The sequence below is a fragment of the Treponema sp. Marseille-Q4523 genome, assembly GCF_016901105.1.
Taxonomy (GTDB): domain Bacteria; phylum Spirochaetota; class Spirochaetia; order Treponematales; family Treponemataceae; genus Treponema_D.
In genome coordinates, this window is the sequence record NZ_JAFEVM010000003.1 from 13,812 (window position 1) to 32,807 (window position 18,996).

Here is an 18,996-nt window from a genome sequence, read left to right on the forward strand (position 1 = left end):
ATGCGGCGCGAACGAAGTTTCAGTCGTACGCACAGCTTTATTAGCCTTTCCGAACGCGACATTCGACCTACTTGTTTTTCCCGCGTCCTGTGATTACAATACCGATACTATGAATTCCAAACGAATGGCGCAGCTGCATCCCTATGTGCCGGGCGAACAGCCTTCGGACAGGACATACATCAAACTCAATGCAAACGAAAACCCCTATCCGCCGAGTCCGAATGTGATCTCCGCCCTTACCGATTTTATTAAAAATCATCCGGAAAAACTTGCGCTTTATCCCGACCCCGATGCACGTCGTCTGCGAGAGGCGATCGCGGCTATGCTCAACAGAACGGGCGGCGTGCTCGCTCGCACCGTTCCCGAGGGAGTGCAGTGCCGTCCGTCGGACGCGGACAGGATTCCGTTTACGGTGACGCCCGATATGATCTATACCGGCAACGGAAGCGATGAAGTGCTTTCATTCGTGTTTTATGCTTTTTTCGATTCGGACACAAAGCTCGTCACTCCGGAATTCTCGTACAGCTTTTATCCGGTATACGGCGGCTTTTACGATATTCCGCTCGACTTCGTCAAACTCAAAAGCGATTGGACGCTCGATACGCGCACTATGATAGAACGCGAAAAAATTAACAATTCAGGAATCATATTTGCAAATCCCAACGCGCCGACAGGGCGTTCTCTTTCGCGGAACGAAGTGCGCGCCATGCTTGAAGAGACGAAGGTCGACAGGGTCTTTGTCGTCGACGAAGCCTATGTCGATTTCGGGGGTGAAAGCTGCATACCGCTGCTTGCCGACTTTCCGAATTTGGTCGTCGTCCGCACGTTCAGCAAAAGCTTTTGCGGTGCGGGTATGCGGCTCGGCTACATCGTCGCCTCTCCCGAACTCGTGCGGACGGTGACGACGGTAAAAAATTCGCTCAATCATTTTCCGATCGATGCCGCTTCTCAAATCGCGGGCATCGCCGCATGCGAAAACGACGTGTACTATGCCGAATGCGCAAAAAAAATCGTAATCGAACGGGAAAAGTTTTCGGCGTTCCTCGCCGCTCGGGGCTGGGATTGCATCCCCTCGGTGACGAATTTCGTCTTTGCGCGTAAAGCGGGGCTTTCGGGAGCAGATGCGTACCGCCGCATAAAAGAGCGGGGCATCCTCGTGCGACGATTTGCGACGAAGGGGATAGAAGATTTTCTTCGCATTACGATCGGCACGCCCGATCAAATGCGTTCTCTTTGCGATGCGATCGAAGCGCTGTAAACCGACGGAGAGCGCTCCGGTATCAGACTTTAAACTTTCCGACTTCGGCTGCAAGGCTTCCGATGCTCGCTTTGTTTTTTTGCGTCAGCGAATTGACATCCTGTATGGCGTTGTTGATCTGCATCGCGCCTGAAGCCATTTCGTTCATACTGTCGGTGATGATGCGCGTCAAATCGTCGAGCTTGCGCATTTCATCGGCAACCTGCTCTCCGCCTTTCAGCATCTCTTCCGATCCCGCCTGTACTTCCGTCGTCACCGAATTGATTTCTTTGATCGCGACGAGCACTTCTTTGCTGCCGCTTTCCTGTTCGCGCATCGCTTCCGTGAGGCGGTTGCTCATCGATTTTACTTCTTCGGATTGCGTGAAGATGATATTGAATTTTTCTTCGACGATTCTGGAGGACGAAGCGAGCGTACCGATTTCGTTGCCGAGCGATTTCAGCGTCGACGTTATCGTCTTGCCTTGCGCCGCCGAATCTTCCGCGAGCTTTCGGATTTCGTCGGCGACGACGGCAAAGCCTTTTCCCGCTTCTCCCGCATGAGCCGCTTCGATCGCGGCGTTCATCGCAAGGAGGTTCGTCTGCCTTGCGATATTCTGAATAACGTTCGACGCTTCCATGAGGCTGCCCGATTCTTCCGTGATCTGCTGCGTGATGCCGTTTGAATTGACGAGCGTATCTTTTCCTTCGTCTGTCGCCGATACGAGATCTTTGATGACGTCGTCGGTTTTGTCGAGAGTCTGCCCGATAGCTGCGATATTTGCAACCATCTCTTCTATGGCGGCGGAAGATTGCGCAACGCTTGCCGCCTGTATTTCGATGCTGTTGTTCAACTGTTTGATCGTTCTGATGATCTCTTCGATGGTAGCCGCCGTTTCAGTAACGCTTGCAGCCTGCGTCAGCGCCTGTTGTTTTACACCGTCGATGTTGCTGCTTATTTCATGGACGGCGCTTGCGGTTTCGGTCATATTCGATGCGAGTTCATTGCCGACCGATTTCATCGTATCGGTATTTTCGCCGATCGATTTTATCGTGTAACCGATTTTTTCGATCGTTTGATTAAAGTATACCGACAATTCCGTCACTTCATCGTTGCCGGTGATCTCCAAACGCACCGTCAGATCGCCGTCTCCCTGCGCAATGTTTTTCAACGCAGTACCCACACTTTGAACGGGTTGTACCATTTTTCGCGCAATAAAATATATGATAGCCAGCGTCAAAAGCAAAATGGTCAACCCGATCAAATCCATCGTAAGGCTCAGTCTGTTGACGGTTCCCATAAATTCCTCATACGGAGCTTTTACGACCACCGTCCAATCGGCTAATTTACTGTTCGCGTAGCCGCCTATTTTTTTCGTATTTCCGTACGTATAATAGCCGGTTCCGGGAGTTTCCGATTCCACGGCGGTTTTTTCAAACTCTGCAAACGATGCAAGAGTCGGATCCGTCTTTGCCTCTTCAACGGCATTGAATTGCGATAGCACGTATTCCTTATCCACATCGGCGATCGTATTGCCGGTTGGACCCAAAACATAACAATTGCCCGTTTCCCCGACTTTTATATCGTCTATGATATCGGAGAGAGCATCGCCTCCGATGGAGCAGGCGAGTACGCCGGAAACGGCATTTTTGTCGTTTCGGATGGGAACCGCGATGACGATGACAAAATTATTATCCGAACGGGAAACGATCGGCTCGGAGATAAAAGGCTTTCCGTTTTTTGCCTGTATGAACCATTCCCTATCTGCGACGAAAACCGTTTGCCCCGAAACGGTATAGCGGTACCCGCGCATATCCGTTACATCCAATTCCAATATTTTTGGATTATGCGCAGCTTCTCTCTGCAGTATTTTGATTTTATCTGCTGCGGAAATCGACGGATCGCGCAGATCGGGCATTCGCGCAATACCTTCGATCAATTGAAACCATGCGGTGATCCTTCCGTCGATAATTTCCGCGACGTCGACAGCCTTATCCGTGAGGTGGGTTCGAACACGATCGGTTACGACTTTGCGCGTTGAACGGATCGCAAAGACGCTTTCCCCGATCAGTACGACCGCTATGAGCAGTCCGAAAATAATAATTAATTTTTTACGGATCGAAAATCGTTTTTTGTCTGCGGAATCGGTCATGCGCTTGCCTCCGATTTTTCAAAGAAAAAAGAAACGGTAATTTTTTTGCTCATTCGTAAGAACTCCTTTAGAAGTCAAACACTCTTTTACACGTTTTTATCAGTATATGTATTTTTCCGCATTTAGTCTATCGGCTCACAGCAATCGTGCCGATGACTTTTTTGTGTCTCTGTGTTATGCTGTGTCTCATGATTTGTTTGCCGAAAAAATACGGTTTGATCGCGCTTTGTGCGATTTCGTTTGCGCTTGCGTCCTGTTCCCGCGTTATGGGATACGGTATGCTTTTGTGGGATATCCCCGAGCGCGGCCTTCAAGACGGCGATATCCTTCCCGTGTATATCCGCTCGAATATTTCCCATACTTATGCCGTCTCCGCACCCGATTCCAAAGAGTGTTTCGATATCCCGCTGTGGCAGATTACGTCTCCTTCTTCCCGTCGCGCACTGAAAAAGACGAAGCTTGCGTACGCTGAATTCCTTCACCGCTATGCGTCGGTAAAGCTCGACGGTCTTCCGATCCGCGCCGAGCCGGTCAATACGGCGAGGCAGGTATACCGTCTCAGAAAGGGTGAAATTATTAAGATTCTGTATAAAGGAGAGGGGCAGGCCGTTATGGTCGGATCCGATGCGCTTGAGGGCGCTTGGCTTCGCGTTTTGACGTCGAGCGGTACACAGGGCTGGTGCTTTTCGTACAATCTCGAACTCTTTGAAACGCAAAAGGGAGGAGCCGTCGCAGCGGGAGAGGGGAGCGGTGTCGAAGAAAAAGACGACGTATTTGAAAAGCTTGCCGGAACGATATGGTATCCCGATTATTACCGCGCGATGATACGCGAAAAGAGAGTCGATCCGCTTCGCATGAATGCCGCCTATTGTTTTACGGTCGATGCCGAAAATCGGAAAGTGTCGCTGAACCTTCCCGAGCGCTACGGTTCATGGGACTACGGAGCGGCGATGAAAACCGCCGACGGCGAATATACGTTTACCGATACCCCCGTAAAGGTTTCCGTCAAAAACAATTATATCGCCGTCACTTGCGCCGACGATGCGGGCAGACCGCGCGATTATAATTTTATCGCACTCGGAGAGGACGTCGATATAGCCGCCCTCGTCGCCGAAGAAAAAGAGCGGCGCGATGCCGAATATGCGCGCATCGCAGCGGCGGGGCCGAATTTTAAAAGCGCCGCATACGGACAGCTTTTGCTCAAAGGCGACGGTTCCTTTACGTGGCGGGGCAACCGAAGGCTCGTTCCGTCTCTCATCGCCGAAAACGCAAAAGGCGGCGGTACGGCGCAGATCGATTATTTTATCGACGCATCGCTTTCGCCGCAGTACGACGGTGTGCTTTCGTTTTCCTTTGAAGGCATGAAAGCCAAAGTGAATTTTTTGTACAAAATCGAAGCGAACGGCATACGCTTCGAAGATGCGTCCGAAGCGCGATTCGAAGGCAATACCCTCGTGAGGCGGGGTTCGAGTCCGCTCGTCATCTTTTTCGAAAAAAATTAGCAGCGCTTATCATGGCTTTCGTTCAGTTTTCAAAAGTGTCGCTCGCATTCGGCGACCGCGACATATTAAAAAACGTTTCGATCAATCTGCAGTCGGGCACCAAAGCCGCTCTTACGGGAGCGAACGGGGAAGGAAAATCGACTCTCATCAAAGTGATGGCCGGTCTCATCCCCTGCGACAGCGGAACGAGAGTCGTGCAAAAGGATGCGCGTATCGGCTATTTGCCGCAGTCGGGGCTTACGCACGCGGGACGCACGCTGCTTGAAGAAGCGGATACCGCATTTCAATTCGGCTACGATATGCAGGCGGAAATCGACAGGATAGGCGACGAGCTTTCGCTGCATCCGGAACGCTCGTCCGACCTCGCCGAGCGTCAAGCTTCTCTCATTGCGGCGCTCGACGAAAGCGGCTGGCACAGGAGGCGGGCGCAGGCGGAAGCGGTGCTTTCGGGGCTCGGTTTTTCACGCGAAGATTTTGCCAAACGGACGGAAGCGTTTTCGGGCGGCTGGCAGATGCGCATTGCACTTGCAAAAGTGCTCATGCAAAATCCCGACATACTCCTCCTCGACGAGCCGACGAATTACCTCGATATAGAAGCGCGCACGTGGCTCGAACGTTTTTTACAGTCGTTCAAGGGCGGGTTTTTGCTCGTCAGCCACGACCGCTATTTCCTCGATGTCAGCGTTACCGATGTGTACGAACTTTTCGGCGGCGAACTCAAACGCTATCCGGGAAACTTTACGCACTACGAAGCGGTGCGCAAAACCGAATTGAAAACGCTCATCGCCTCTTACGAACAGCAGCAAAAGGAAATCCGTCACCTCGAAGAATTTATCAGGCGCTTCGGCGCAAAAGCGACAAAGGCATCTCAAGCGCAGGAGCGGCAAAAACAGCTCGATAAAATACAGCGTATCGAGATCCCCGAATCGATGAAGAAAATCCGCTTTACCTTTCCACCGGCTCCTCATGCGGGAAAGCTCGTGCTCCGCATAAACGGCGTGACGAAAAGCTATGACGGAGAACACAATGTGCTCGACAAGCTCGACGTGACGATCGAAAACGGGGATCGGCTCGTGGTCGCGGGGCATAACGGAGCGGGCAAATCGACGCTCCTCCGGATCATCGCGGGGGAAGATACTTCTTTTTCGGGCGAGCTCATATTCGGAAGCGGCGTGCGTACGGGGTATTTTTCTCAGGACAGTTCGGAAGAAATCTCCGGCAGCGAAAGCATCATCGATTATATCGAAAGTGTCTCTCCGCTTGAAATGATTCCGAAAGTGCGCGATATGCTCGGTGCGTTTTTGTTCCGCGGAGATGACGTATTTAAAAGTTTGGACGTGCTTTCGGGCGGGGAGAAAAACCGCATCGCTCTTTTAAAGCTTTTGCTCGAGCCGGTCAATTTTCTCGTGCTTGACGAACCGACGAATCACCTCGATATGCATTCGAAAGACGTGCTCATGCAGGCGCTCAAAGATTTCGGCGGTACCGTTGTATTTGTGAGCCATGACCGCGGTTTTATCGAAGGGCTTTCAACGCGCGTGCTCGCTCTCGAAGCGGGGCGCTTCCGCATTTTTCCGGGCGATTATGCGTATTATCTTGAGCGCATCGAAGCGGAAAAAAACGGAACGGTTGCCGGTATGTCTTTTTCATCTTCGGCTGACGGAAAGGCGCAATCCGTCTCTCGTACGGCAGGCTCGGTCATGAGCGAAAATCTTTCCGGTACGAACGATGCACTCGCGGGAGGACAACTTTCGTGGGAAGAAGCGAAAAAGCGAAAAGCCGAACAGCGAAAACTCGAACGCGAAGTCGAACGGCTTGAAGCGGAAATCGCCGCGCTCGAAGCGCAAAAGGCCGAATGTGAAAACGAACTTGCAAAGCCCGAAGTGTATTCGTCGGGAGAAAAATCGCGCGTCGTGCAAAAGCGCCTCGCGGATACGGAAGCGCGTCTTACTGCGCTCGGCGAAGAATGGGAGAAGGCCGCCGAAAGCGCGGAACGAGCAAAAGCGCAAAGCTGACATACCGCTGCGTACCGTTGTCGCGCCGATCGTGTGTGCGGATGTACGGCATCGTCAGCGCAGAAAATTCCAAACGTATACGAAAGGGTAGGCGAGCAGCTCAGGCAGCGTATAATCCGTGACGGCCGGCAGCACGAAATTCCGTACGAGTACATTGTACACGACGAAGTAGCCGGTAACGGAGCCGATAAGGATGACGATGCGGGTTTTGAGCGCATTCCACACGTGTTCCGCCATAGCGCGCTTTCGCGGAATCCATGCGGGCAGTTTGCCTTCGTTCCATGTGCGGAAAAAAAACGCGTACAACGATTTTTTTGCCGGCGATCCGCAAGGGATGCTTTCGGCTGTCGCGGTGTAAATCGCTTCGGCGAACACTTCCTGCCGCCGCAATTTTTTATAGCGCGGATTTGCAAGCGCATTTTGCCTTTCCCGCGTGCGGATTTGTTTGAGCGCCGGAAAAAAATTATTAAGAAATTTAAAACATGAGATGCACGAGGCGGCGGCGGAGAGGGCAAACCAGAGGCTCGCGCTTATGAGCAGAACGGACGCTGCGATTATGCCGGGCGCCCATGCAGGCTTTGAAAGGGCAAGGAGCAGCATCGACGCGGCAAAAAGGGCGAGCTTCACAAGCGAGTTGAAAAAAAATCGCGTGCAGTACCGTTGAAACTGTTTTCCGACTGCAGCGGAAACGGCGTCTTCGGTGATGCGCCGTATCTGTTCCGACGCCGCGTCTCCGATGCCGCGGATGCCGTTTTTTACCTGTTCGGATATTTTCGGGATCGTTTCGGTGATGAGGTCTTTGCACTGCGCGTAGACGAATGCGATGACCGCGGCATCGTCGAGCAAACCGCTCGGCAGCAAAAAATCGGGCACGATATCGAAAGGACTGACGAGGTAGACGAGCGCGCCGATTATCATGACTTTTGTTTCGATAGGAATTTCCGGCGATTTAAAGCCCGCCCACAGCGCTTCGACGATATGCCACAGATCCGCGATCGGGCCGCGCTTCATTTTTTCGAGGCGTGAGCTGACTTTTTTTACTTCAAGTCTTCCGGCGGCTTTGCCGAGTTCGTCCGCTTTTTTTATCGCCTTTTTATTGATTTTTTGAAAGTTCATCGCTCACCGCTCAAACACACAGCGATACGCCTCAATCAGCGCATCGAGCGGCCAGCGCCCGCAGTTTGCGCTGCTCGTCGACGGGAGGCATACGGCACCTATGTGTGTCGCCTCTTCGCACAGCTTTGTGTAAAGTTTATACGCAGTCTGCCCCGTGCAATATATACGGTCGATATGAGACGATACAAGCAGTTTTGAAAAATCGTTCGGCACGGGATTTTTTATGCTCGTGTCGGCCGCTCCCCGTATATCGCACGAAGCGAGTACGTCCCACAGCGCGATGCCGTGACGGAGCACGAGCGCTCTCCGTTCATCGACGGCTTTGCTTCCCGCATCGTTCGCATAGTCGAGTCTTTCTCCCGTAAGGGACGCGATAACCGGCCAAAACCTGTTTTGCTCGTGCATATAGTAAAAACCCGCCGTTCGGGAACGCGGAGAAGGCATCGTGCCGAGAACGAGGACGCGGCTTTCCGAATCGTATACCGGCGCAAAGGGGTGATCGATTCGGGAAGCGGAGGGCGGATTTACAGTGCGCATATTTATATAGTAATAACAAGCGTTTCGCACGTCAAGAAAATCGATATGATGATCAAAAAATCGATCGCGCAGGAATCCTCATAAAGGAATCGCAGTCGGCTTTTGCGGTGCATCCGTTTATTTTTACAAAAAACCGCGTAATTTATCACTTTGCAGGCGATATATATTGCAGCGGCTTCCTTGTCGCGCTATCTCAACAACCGAAGGTGCAGCTATGGAATATACCCATAAACCCGTCGACGAACTTACCTTTACCGACGACTTTATGTTCGGTACCGTCATGAAAAACAAAAGAATTTGTAAAGGCGTATTGGAACGCTTATTACACATCAAAGTCGGTAAAATCGAATATCCCTCCCTGCAAAAAACAATAGCACCGTTTTACGAAAGCAAGGGCATACGTCTCGACGTCTATGTCTCAGAGCCCGAGCGCATCTTCGATATAGAAATACAAACGTCGATCCCGCCCTCTCTTCCCAAACGCACACGTTATTACCAAAGTCTTATGGATGTCGATAACCTCTTACGCGGACAAAGCTATGCCGAACTGAAAGAGAGCTACGTCATCTTTATCTGTACGCAGGATCCCTTCGGCAAAGGCTTGCCTGTCTACGAGTTCCGCAATGTATGTACCGCCGACGGCACGCTTTTTCTTGATGACAAATCGTATAAAGTATTTTATAATGTGGGTGCCTACGGTAAAGAGGATGAGCCTGAATTGAGCGCCTTGTTGAAGTATCTTTGCGAGAGGCGGGCGACGAGCGGTTTTACACAGCACATCGATGCGCTTGTCGAAAAAGCGAAACGGAACGAAAAGTTCAGGAGCCGGTATATGTCGTTGAATATTCATGAAGATGACTTACGCAGAGAAAGTTTACAGCTGGGTGAAAAGATCGGCTTTGAGCGGGGAATACGCAAAGGCAGAAGAGACGGAATCTTACAAGGCCGGCGCGACGGTATCGCCGCGGGAGCTTATCAAAAAGCACGGGAAACGGCAAAGCTGATGCAGCGAGAAAGCTGTTCTACCGATTTTATACAGCGGATGACCGGCCTTTCGGAAACGGAAATCGAAAAATTATAAGAGCTCGCGATTTCGAGCAGTGCGGAGAAATCGCGAGCGTCTTGATAAAAGAAAAACGGCTTGGTCGTTTTTTAACTCCCGACTTACCAGAGCAGATCCGAGCAGTGGTCGTTCGCGCAGCATCCGTGCCGTGCGTCGAGCAAAGCTTCCCGCGCCGCACGATTACGCAAAATCAATTTAAAAAACGTGTCAAAATGATACGATTTCAGCGTATTTTTACGAGTGTGAGTAAATTCGACATAAATTTACTTAAAATCCTGCCGAAAGTCAAGAAAAATCGATTGCAATTCGTACTGCCAAAAAATCATCCGTTTTTTAATTTATTGTATTATAAAGAATTAATATGGCGTTGCAAATCTAACGAAATATTATCGTAACGATTTTCCCGCTTCCTCGTTATTGGCATAGATATTGCAATAATTTACGTATACGGTTTTGTGCCGCTTGGAGGTTTATCTATGACAAACGATGAAAACATCCTTTCAATGTATTTGAAAGATATCAATAAAGTTTCTTTGCTTTCACGCGAAGAGGAAACCGATTTGGCGCTGAAAGCGAAAGCGGGCGACAAGGCTGCGAAAGACAAAATCGTCAACGCGAATCTGCGCTTTGTTGTCAATGTCGCAAAAAAATATCAAAATCACGGACTCGATTTGCCCGATTTGATCAGCGAAGGCAATATCGGCCTTTTGACGGCGATCGAGCGGTTCGACGTATCGAAAGGCTATCATTTCATTTCGTATGCGGTATGGTGGATCCGTCAGGCGATTTTAAAAGCGATTTGCGAAAAGAGCCGCGCCATTCGTCTCCCGCTCAACCGTGCGAACGAACTCGTGCAGATCGAACACGCGCGAAAGCTTATGACGGGCGATAAAACCGAAGAGCAGGAATTCGCCGAAGTTGCGCGCATGTTGAAGATGGACAAGCAGCACGTGCGCGAAATGGTGAATATCTCGCGCGATATGATTTCCCTCGACGCGCAGGTCGCTTCGAGCGATAACGACCGCACGTCCGTGAGCGATTTTATCGAAGACGAGCGCTACGACAATCCCGACGAGGAAGCGATTTCAAATGCAATGAAGCGCGATATCGGAGACGTGCTGAACACGCTGAAACCGAACGAAGCGAAAGTGCTGTCGCTTCGCTACGGTTTGAACGGTACCCGCCCCATGTCTCTGAAAGAAGTCGGCGATACGTGTAATCTTACCAAAGAGCGCATCCGTCAAATCGAAAAGCACGCCATCGTGCGCATGCGCCATCCGAGACGCATGCAGCGCCTCGAAGCCTACATCGCATAGTCGTTTGCCTGAATCGTGCCGGCGTTTCGCTCGATGTGCGGTCGGTGTTTTTCCCGCTTGCACGGTAAGCTTAAGGCGTCAGCGCAAAACGCTTCGCATATATTCGAAGGCGTCGTTTCTCGCTTCGACGAGGATTTCTCCGTCGCGGCGGATGTCCGCGATGCCGAGTTCGAGATCTCCCGATTGTGCGGTTCCGGTCACTTCGCCGGGGCCGCGCAGTTTTAAATCACGTTCCGCAATAAAAAATCCGTCGGTGTTTTCGCGCAGAACTTTCATCCGCTCGATCCCCGTTTCCGTGATATTTTTTCCGTAGATCAAAAAGCAATATGACTGCGCATCTCCGCGCCCGACCCTGCCCCTCAGCTGGTGCAGCTGCGCGAGTCCGAAGCGGTCGGCCTGTTCGATGACGATGCATGTCGCGTTCGGTACGTCCACTCCGACTTCGATGACGGTCGTCGCGGCGAGCACTTGTATGCGTCCCTTTTGAAAATCGCGGAGAATGCGTACTTGTTCGTCTTCATCGATGCGCGAATGGATGAGCGCACACTCGAATTCGGAATACACGCGCTCGGATAAAAATGCGAACATCTCTTCCGCCGCCTTTGCCGCGGATTTTTCTTTTGCATACAAAAGTGGAAACTGCGCGTTCCGCGTCCGCTTTGCACCTGCTGTCTTTGCGTCCGCTTCCGATCGCGCATGTGCCGTTTCGACGGATTCCATGTTGTCGCCGTTTCCGTCTTCTCCGTCCGTTTGCCGGCCGTCGCTTTCTATTGCGGGATAGACGAAATACGCCTGATGTCCCGCCTCGAGTTCTTTACGCACCGCTTCGTATGCGTTCGCTTCGTTTCCTTCCCGCACGAGATATGTTTTCACCGCCTTTCTTCCTTCGGGCTGCGTGCGCAAAAGCGAAACGTCCAAGTCGCCGAAAGCGGTGAGTGCGAGCGTCTGCGGGATCGGCGTCGCGCTCATCATCAAAAGATGGAGCGTGTAGGACGAAGTACCTGCAATCTTTCTGCCTTTTTCGATTATCGCTTGACGCTGCAAAACGCCGAAGCGGTGCTGTTCGTCTATGACGGCGAGCTGGAGGTCGTTGTACTGTACGGCTTCGGAAAAAAGCGCGTGCGTACCGATCACGATGTCGATATTGCCCGCTTTAAGCTGTTTTAACAATTCCGCTCTGCCGCCCGCTTTTACGTTTCCGGTGAGAAATGCGACACGTATGCCGAGCGGCGCGAGCATGTGCGAAGCGTTTTCCGCGTGCTGCCTGGCGAGCAGTTCCGTCGGAGCCATAAACGCACACTGTCCTTTCCAGCTGATGACGCGAAGACATGCGAAAAAAGCGGCGAGCGTTTTGCCCGATCCGACGTCTCCCTGCAAAAGCCGCGCCATCGTAAACACCGGAGGCCGCTCGTTTTCCGCGCGTTCCGCCGGAGCTTTTTTTTCATCGTTTGCGACGAGTTCGCGCTCCCGATAACCCCTGTCGAGATCGTCGTCCATTTCCATGATGACGTTCATCTGATCGAACGTGAGGCGGAACGGGAGGCGATCGTAAAGCGCTCTTTGGAGCGGAGAAAGCGAATCGATGAATATCTGCCGTGTCGCGTCGTATATGCCGCCGTCTGCACCGTCGTGCGCTCCGATTTCGGGAGCGATGCTGCCTGCGGATATTCCGTCCGCCGCGCCGCTTTCATCCGTGCCGGCGGAAGGGCTTTTTCCGCTTCCGCTTTTCACACCGCACTCTTCCGTATTTTCAAACGGAGAGAGCGAAAGCGATGCATCGGGGACTGCGCCCCTGTGTTCCCACGCGCGTTTTGCTATGACGCATTGAAAATGAAAGAGTTCTTCGTAGATGAGCGTTTGCCGCGCTTCTTCGGCCTGCAAAAGGCTTTCGGGCGCGTGTACCGCCCGGATCGCATCGCGCTTTGAAAGGAGTTTGTGCTTTTCCATGATGTAATCGGGCAGTTCGTTTTCGATTCCCGCGCTGTATTCGCGGAGAGCGGCGAGGATCGTTTTCCGCACGTTTTTTTGATTGAGTCCTTCGGTGAGCGGATAGACGGGGAGGACGCGGGAGTCGGGAAGCGCCGTCTTTTCATAATCGGAAAGATCGCCGCTTTCGCTCAATTTAATAATTTCGAATGAAGTGCTTTGGAGTTTACCGTATTTTATATCGAAAGCGCCCGTTACGGATATGATCGCTCCGACGGGAAACTGTTTTTCCAAAAACGGTCGATTGAACGCGACGAGTTCCGCTTCCGCCTCTCCGTCGGAGATGATGAGCTTCAGCGTTTTCATCCTGCCGTAGCCGAACCATTCGTGGGAAACGACAAGGGCGGCGCAGTGCACTTTCGATGAGCGGAATGCGGAAAGCGGTATACGCTTCGTGCGGTCGTCGTATTGTTTCGGATACAACGTAAGCAAATCGGCTACGGAAAACACGTTGAGCTTTGCGAACAGTTTTGCTGCCGCCGGCCCGACGCCCGGGAGAGTCGTTATCGAATTGCGTATATCGCCGAGTTTCATTATTTAAAACGGCAGCTGCTGTACGATTTTTATAAGCCATTTGAAAAGGTAATGGCCGCCCGCCAAAACACCGATGAGCGCGGCGATCGTGATGCCGAGAGAGGTTTTATAGCCGACGAATTTATTTCCCGTAAATATGCGGGAGATGCGGTGTACAAAGGGTTCGAGCGCGTAATCGAGCTGCGACCAAAGCGAGCCGTAATAGTTCGCCCGCTTTTGCGAAAGGATGACGATAAATCTGATGATGAGCAAAACGAGCAAAAACAATGCGAGCGAATTGACGATAGACCAGGCCATACCGATAATGATCGCGAGAACGGCACCGAGGTACAGACGTCCGGTCATCAAAATATTTTGGAGAATATAGGAAATCGCGTACAAAAGTCCGATCGAAACCGCGGGGGAAAAATCGAGCGAGCCGATCTGCATCCACCTCGTGCCGCGGAATATATTTAAAAACGGATCGCACAGCGCCGACAAAATCCTGCCGGGTGCCGAATACTGTGCGCCCGGAATCCACGTGAGTATTATCCGTATAAAACATAAAAACGAATAGATATTGATGAGCCGTATAAGCGTCGCGATAACATACCTTACCATGTGCATCCTCTTAGGGCATCTCGAAAAACTCACCTTTAGCGATTTTTTCGAGATGCTGACGAGTTGTAACTCGCTGTATTATCGCGAGTTACAACATCGCATTTTCAAAGTTACCTCTAAAAACTGCAGTTTTTAGAGGGTACTCTTACAATATTCATGCAGTCCACACGTCTTTGACGAAGGGCAGCTCTTTCAATTCGGCGATAAGGGCGGGGTCAGACGATACGGTGAGCTGCGAATTCGCTTTGACGATGTACGGGCCTTTGCCGGTATCTATATGAAAATATACAAAACATTGACCCGATTTGCCAAATAAAAAATCTTTCAGAGGGTTGATTTCTCGGGCATCCGCAAAACCGTCTTCGACGGCGATGTGCACTTCGCTTACCGCGCGCGCTTCCAGAGATGCGGGATCTTCAAGCGAATCGACGATAAAGGATGCCGCGTCGTTATTCACATCGACTTTGCCGCGGAACGCATAGATGCCGTCTTCGAAAATCCGCGATTTTATCGTTTCCCACGTGCGCGGAAATATCGTGATGTCGATCGCGCCTCCGTAATCCTGCAGCTTTGCAAAGGCCATTTCGTCGCCTTTTTTCGTACGGATAGTCCGCACATCGGTGAGCATGCCGAGCGCGACGTGTTCCCGCCCGGAGTTCCGCGTTTGCCACGAAGACGCTCCGTTTGCGATGCGGGCGGCTTTTATAGCCTGCGCGTCTTTCGCTTCCCGTTCGATATTTTGCGAATTGAGCGTCACCGCGTTTTTTACCGCGGTTTTATAATCGTCGAGCGGATGACCGCTGACGTAGCTTCCGATGAGCTGCTTTTCTTCGTTGAGCTTTTCGGTCTTCGACATGTCTTCGACTTTTTCGAATACGAAATCGGCGAAGACTTTTTCGTCGGTACTGCCGAATAAATCTTCCTGTCCGTTCGCTGCATCTTCTTTTTTCGCTTCCGCGTACGCTACGGCGTTTTCGAGATTTTTCAACAGCGTAGGCCTGTTTTGATCGAGTTTGTCGAAGGCGCCCGTTTTGATGAGCGCTTCGAGTGCGCGCTTGTTGACCGTGCGCAGATCGACGCGGTCGAGAAAATCGATAAAGTTTTTATACGCTCCGTTTTTGTTTCGTTCATCGACGATACACTGTGCCGCGGCTTCACCCATACCTTTGATGCCTTTCAGTCCGAATACGATATGAGCGTCGACGACGTCGAACACGATATCGGAACGGTTGACATCGGGTGCATCGACCGCAATGCCCATGTGCCGCGCTTCTTCGATGTATTCGGGCAGCTTATCGGTCGATGTGATTTCGTTCGTTAAATTCGCCGCCATGAATTCCGCGGGATAGTGGCACTTGAGCCAGCCCGTGCGGTATGCGACGACCGAATACGCGGCCGCATGCGATTTGTTAAAACCGTAGCCGGCGAAGGGTACCATGATTTCGAATATGCGATCGGCCTTTTGTTCGGAAAATCCGTTTTTGACGGCGCCTGCGATGAATTTTTCTTTTTGCGCCATGAGGACGTCTTTTTTCTTTTTACCCATAGCACGGCGCAGCATGTCCGCCTGTCCGAGCGTAAAGCCCGCGATCCGCTGCGCAACCTGCATGACCTGTTCCTGATACACCATGACGCCGTAGGTTTCTTCGAGGATGTCTTTCAGGCAGTCGTCGGGATAGGTGATCGTTTCCGGATGAAAGCGGCCTTGGATAAACTGCGGGATAAACTGCATGGGACCCGGCCGGTAGAGCGCGTTCAATGCGACGAGGTCTTCGAGTTTTGTCGGCTGCGCTTGACGCAAAACCTTTTGCATGCCCGGCGATTCGAATTGAAAGATCGCCGCGGTATCGCCCCGCTGAAAGAGCTCGTAGGTTTTTTTATCGGCTTCATCGACGCTTTCCGTGCGGAACTCGCTCTCTCCGGGGTTTCGATGCTTGTTGATGATCGTCTCGGCGTAGCGGATAAGCGAAAGCGTTTTTAATCCGAGGTAATCCATTTTGACCAAGCCGCACGGTTCGATGATGTCCATCGTATACTGCACGCCGACTTCGCCCGTTTTCGGATCTTTGAAAACCGGCGCCCAGTCGGGAAGCGGCGTCAGCGAAATCACCATGCCCGATGCGTGAAGACTCGTGTTGCGGTTCATATTTTCAAGTTTAAAACACAGTTCGAAAAGCTTTTCGTAGCGCGGATCGTCTTTGAATCGGATGAGCTGCCCGTTTTCGGGATGGCTTTCATCGGGAGGCGTGAACGCGTCTTTTAAGCGGAACTTGGGATTATTCGGAATGCACTTCGTAAGCGCCGTCACTTCCGCGAGCGGAACGCCGAGTACGCGCCCGACGTCTTTGATGACGGCTTTCGCTTTCAGCGTACCGAAAGTGACGATGTGTCCGACTTGCGGATCTCCGTAAACTTCCCGCGTGTGCCGGATGACTTCCTGCCGAAAATCGTAATCCATGTCCACGTCGAAGTCCGGCATCGAAATGCGTTCGGGATTTAAAAAACGCTCGAACAGCAGCTTGAATCGGAACGGATCGATGTCGGTGATTTCCATCGCGTATGCGACGAGAGAGCCGGCGCCCGAACCGCGTCCCGGCCCGATCGGAATATTGTTTTTTTTCGACCAGTTGATGAATTCCCACACGACGAGAAAGTAGCCCGAAAAACCCATTTTAAAGATGATGGAAAGTTCGTGTTCGGCGCGTTCGGTCATCTCGGGCGTTATCGTTTTATAGCGTTTTCGCAAACCCGTTTCGACTAAGTGGCGCACGTATTCGTCTTCGCTTTTAAACGGTTCGGGAATATGCACGTGCGGCAGGCAGGTGCGAAGTTCGGCCGTATCGTATTGGTGGATCGTCAGATTGCACATATCGGCGATTTTGAGCGTGTTCGCCATGAGTTCGGGGTAATCCGGAAAAAGGGAGCGCATTTCCCCTTCGCTTTTAAAATACCACTCGGCTCTGCCGTCTCCCATCGTCTGGTGCGGTTCGGAAAGCTTTGTTTGAAAGCCGATGCAGCGCAGCACGTCCTGCGCTTCGGCGTCTTCTTTCATACAATAGTGTACGTCGTTCGTCAGCACCGCCGGTATATTGAGCTTTTTTGCGAGCGCGATAAGGCGCGGGGCGACGCGCTTTTGCTCTTCGACCCCGTGATCCTGCACTTCGATATAATAGCGGTCGGGGCCGAAAAGTTCGGCATAGCGCCTTGCGACTTCTTCCGCATGCGCTTCGTCTCCGTGGAGCAGCGCCTGCGGCACTTCGCCCTGCAGACAGGCCGACAGACAGATAAGTCCTTCGTGATATTTTTCGAGCAGTTTGAAATCGATACGCGGTTTATAATAAAAGCCTTCCGTGTAGGCGATGCTTGAAAGCCACGACATATTGCGGTAGCCTTTTTCGTTTTCGCACAGCAAAATAAGGTGATAGTATTTTCCGCCGTAGCGTGTCTTTTCCTGCGTACGGCAGTCGTTTTCAGCGACGTAGAATTCTTCGCCGACGATCGGATTGATGCCGTTCGTATGGCAGAGCTTTTCGAAATTGAGTACGCCGAACATATTGCCGTGATCGGTGAGCGCGAGCGCTTTCATATTCAGTTCTTTTGCACGCTTTACGAGCGATTCTATCTTTGCCGCGCCGTCGAGCAGCGAATAATCGGAGTGCACGTGAAGATGCACGAACTGCGAAGGGGGAGTGCCTTCCGGCGCTTCGGGGAATTTGGGATAATCTGCCATATCGTCAGTATAGATGATTTCCCCCGTAAGGGAAAGTGTACGGACAATCTTTTGTACGGACAATCTTTGTAGAAAACGCTTGTTCGGTATCGAGCTGTAATGCGATTTTTATGACGTTTTTCCGCAAAATCTTTTCCGCAAAACCCGCGTAAAAATGCAAAACGTCGACGATTATAAGGTGAAGTCGAAATCGACGCACGGAGAAACTCTATGAAAAAAATAACGATCGCGTGTTTTTTACCGCTCTTTTTGTTCGGCGCGGGCTGCGCGGTGTCCGCCGAAGGTGCGAAGGAAAGAGAACGGGAAGAGGGCGTCCGGACGATCCGCATCGTAAACTGGAACGTACAGACCTTTTTCGATGCGAACACGGACGGATGTGAATACGCCGAATTCAAATCGCCGAAATCGAAGTGGGGAAGGGACGAATATACCGCCCGGCTCGGCCGTCTCTGCGGTGCGATTAAAAACCTCAACGCGGACGTATACGTTTTCGAAGAAATCGAAAACGAAGGCGTTGTGTACGATATCGCAAATATGCTCGCAGGCGGCGCGTGGGATGCTAAAAAAAATTGGAGCTATGTATGTTTTGCAAAGGCGCACGGCGACGCGCTCGGATGTGCCGTGCTTTCCCGCTGGCCGCTTCACGCGATGACCGTTCATACCCTCGATATCCGCACTCATGCGAAACAACCGCGCATGCGTCCCGTCATCTGTGTGTCCGTGCTGCAAGGCTCCCGCTCTCTTACGCTCTGTGTCAATCACTGGAAGTCGAAATTGGGAGGAGAAAAAGAAAGCGCTCTGTGGCGGAGCTGGCAGGAATCCGTCCTTGCCCGATTGCTGCTTGAGACGAACGGAAGCGCCGCTGTTGCCTGCGGAGACTTCAATCGCGATATCGGCGAGTTTTCGAAGGGGGGCGAAGGGGACGCTGTCGTTTTGTATGGGGCGGGTTTCGGTACCGTATCGGAAGCGCTTGTCAAATCGCCGTGGCTTTCGGAAAATGCGTGCGGGATGTACAGCTATTATTACGACGGAAAAGGGGAGCGCATCGATCATTTTTTTACGGCGGGACAAGCTAAAGTCCTTTCATTTGCGGCGGAAACGGACGGACCGTGGGCGGACGAAGAAGGCATCCCGGTTCGGTATGCGATGTACACGGGAAAGGGCTATTCCGACCACTTGCCCATTGCAGCGAGCATACGCTATTGATT

Annotated in this window: 13 protein-coding genes; 7 read left to right on the forward strand and 6 right to left on the reverse strand. The window is 51.8% G+C overall.

The features are described 5' to 3' along the window. Positions 1-109: 109 nt before the first annotated feature. Positions 110-1,258 carry a histidinol-phosphate transaminase gene (hisC, locus tag JSQ97_RS01295; RefSeq protein WP_205074387.1) on the forward strand — a complete coding sequence of 383 codons (1,149 nt, stop codon included), beginning with the start codon at positions 110-112 and terminating at the stop codon, positions 1,256-1,258. A 22-nt stretch (positions 1,259-1,280) separates the two neighbouring features. Here hisC and JSQ97_RS01300 read toward each other — a convergent pair whose 3' ends face one another. After that, positions 1,281-3,389, reverse strand: a complete 2,109-nt coding sequence (locus tag JSQ97_RS01300) for a methyl-accepting chemotaxis protein (RefSeq protein WP_205074388.1) — start codon at positions 3,387-3,389, stop codon at positions 1,281-1,283. Between the two features lie 188 nt (positions 3,390-3,577). On the opposite strand from JSQ97_RS01300, the gene JSQ97_RS01305 reads away from it, so the two are divergent. Further along, positions 3,578-4,891 (forward strand): SH3 domain-containing protein, encoded by a 1,314-nt coding sequence (locus tag JSQ97_RS01305; RefSeq protein WP_205074389.1) that lies wholly within the window; start codon positions 3,578-3,580, stop codon positions 4,889-4,891. Between the two features lie 11 nt (positions 4,892-4,902). After that, positions 4,903-6,906 carry an ABC-F family ATP-binding cassette domain-containing protein gene (locus JSQ97_RS01310; protein WP_205074390.1) on the forward strand — a complete coding sequence of 668 codons (2,004 nt, stop codon included), beginning with the start codon at positions 4,903-4,905 and terminating at the stop codon, positions 6,904-6,906. A 54-nt stretch (positions 6,907-6,960) separates the two neighbouring features. On the opposite strand, the gene JSQ97_RS01315 is transcribed toward JSQ97_RS01310, so the two are convergent. Both JSQ97_RS01315 and JSQ97_RS01320 read right to left on the reverse strand, forming a co-directional pair. Next, positions 6,961-8,022, reverse strand: a complete 1,062-nt coding sequence (locus JSQ97_RS01315; RefSeq protein ID WP_205074391.1) for a YkvA family protein — start codon at positions 8,020-8,022, stop codon at positions 6,961-6,963. A gap of 3 nt (positions 8,023-8,025) precedes the next feature. Continuing rightward, positions 8,026-8,559 carry a DNA-deoxyinosine glycosylase gene (locus JSQ97_RS01320; protein WP_205074392.1) on the reverse strand — a complete coding sequence of 178 codons (534 nt, stop codon included), beginning with the start codon at positions 8,557-8,559 and terminating at the stop codon, positions 8,026-8,028. 214 nt (positions 8,560-8,773) lie between these two features. On the opposite strand from JSQ97_RS01320, the gene JSQ97_RS01325 reads away from it, so the two are divergent. From JSQ97_RS01325 to JSQ97_RS01335, 3 genes are all read left to right on the forward strand, one after another. Further along, entirely contained in the window at positions 8,774-9,640 is an 867-nt protein-coding gene (locus JSQ97_RS01325) for an Rpn family recombination-promoting nuclease/putative transposase (protein ID WP_205074393.1), read from the forward strand. Positions 9,641-9,681: 41 nt separating this feature from the next. Further along, positions 9,682-10,017 (forward strand): hypothetical protein, encoded by a 336-nt coding sequence (locus JSQ97_RS01330; RefSeq protein WP_205074394.1) that lies wholly within the window; start codon positions 9,682-9,684, stop codon positions 10,015-10,017. A gap of 81 nt (positions 10,018-10,098) precedes the next feature. Further along, entirely contained in the window at positions 10,099-10,938 is an 840-nt protein-coding gene (locus tag JSQ97_RS01335; RefSeq protein WP_205074395.1) for a sigma-70 family RNA polymerase sigma factor, read from the forward strand. Positions 10,939-11,016: 78 nt separating this feature from the next. Here the strand turns inward: JSQ97_RS01335 and JSQ97_RS01340 are convergent, their stop codons facing one another. The 3 genes from JSQ97_RS01340 to dnaE all read right to left on the reverse strand — a co-directional run bounded on the left by JSQ97_RS01340 (position 11,017) and on the right by dnaE (position 17,788). Next, complete coding sequence (locus tag JSQ97_RS01340) at positions 11,017-13,458, reverse strand: ATP-dependent DNA helicase RecG (protein WP_205074396.1); 2,442 nt, start codon at positions 13,456-13,458, stop codon at positions 11,017-11,019. A gap of 3 nt (positions 13,459-13,461) precedes the next feature. Then, positions 13,462-14,058, reverse strand: a complete 597-nt coding sequence (locus JSQ97_RS01345) for a YggT family protein (RefSeq protein ID WP_205074397.1) — start codon at positions 14,056-14,058, stop codon at positions 13,462-13,464. Between the two features lie 154 nt (positions 14,059-14,212). Beyond that, positions 14,213-17,788, reverse strand: coding sequence for a DNA polymerase III subunit alpha (gene dnaE, locus JSQ97_RS01350; protein ID WP_205074398.1), 3,576 nt, complete (start codon positions 17,786-17,788; stop codon positions 14,213-14,215). Between the two features lie 210 nt (positions 17,789-17,998). Here dnaE and JSQ97_RS01355 point away from each other — a divergent pair, with 210 nt between their 5' ends. Then, positions 17,999-18,994 carry an endonuclease/exonuclease/phosphatase family protein gene (locus JSQ97_RS01355; RefSeq protein WP_205074399.1) on the forward strand — a complete coding sequence of 332 codons (996 nt, stop codon included), beginning with the start codon at positions 17,999-18,001 and terminating at the stop codon, positions 18,992-18,994. The last annotated feature ends 2 nt before the right edge of the window (positions 18,995-18,996 follow it).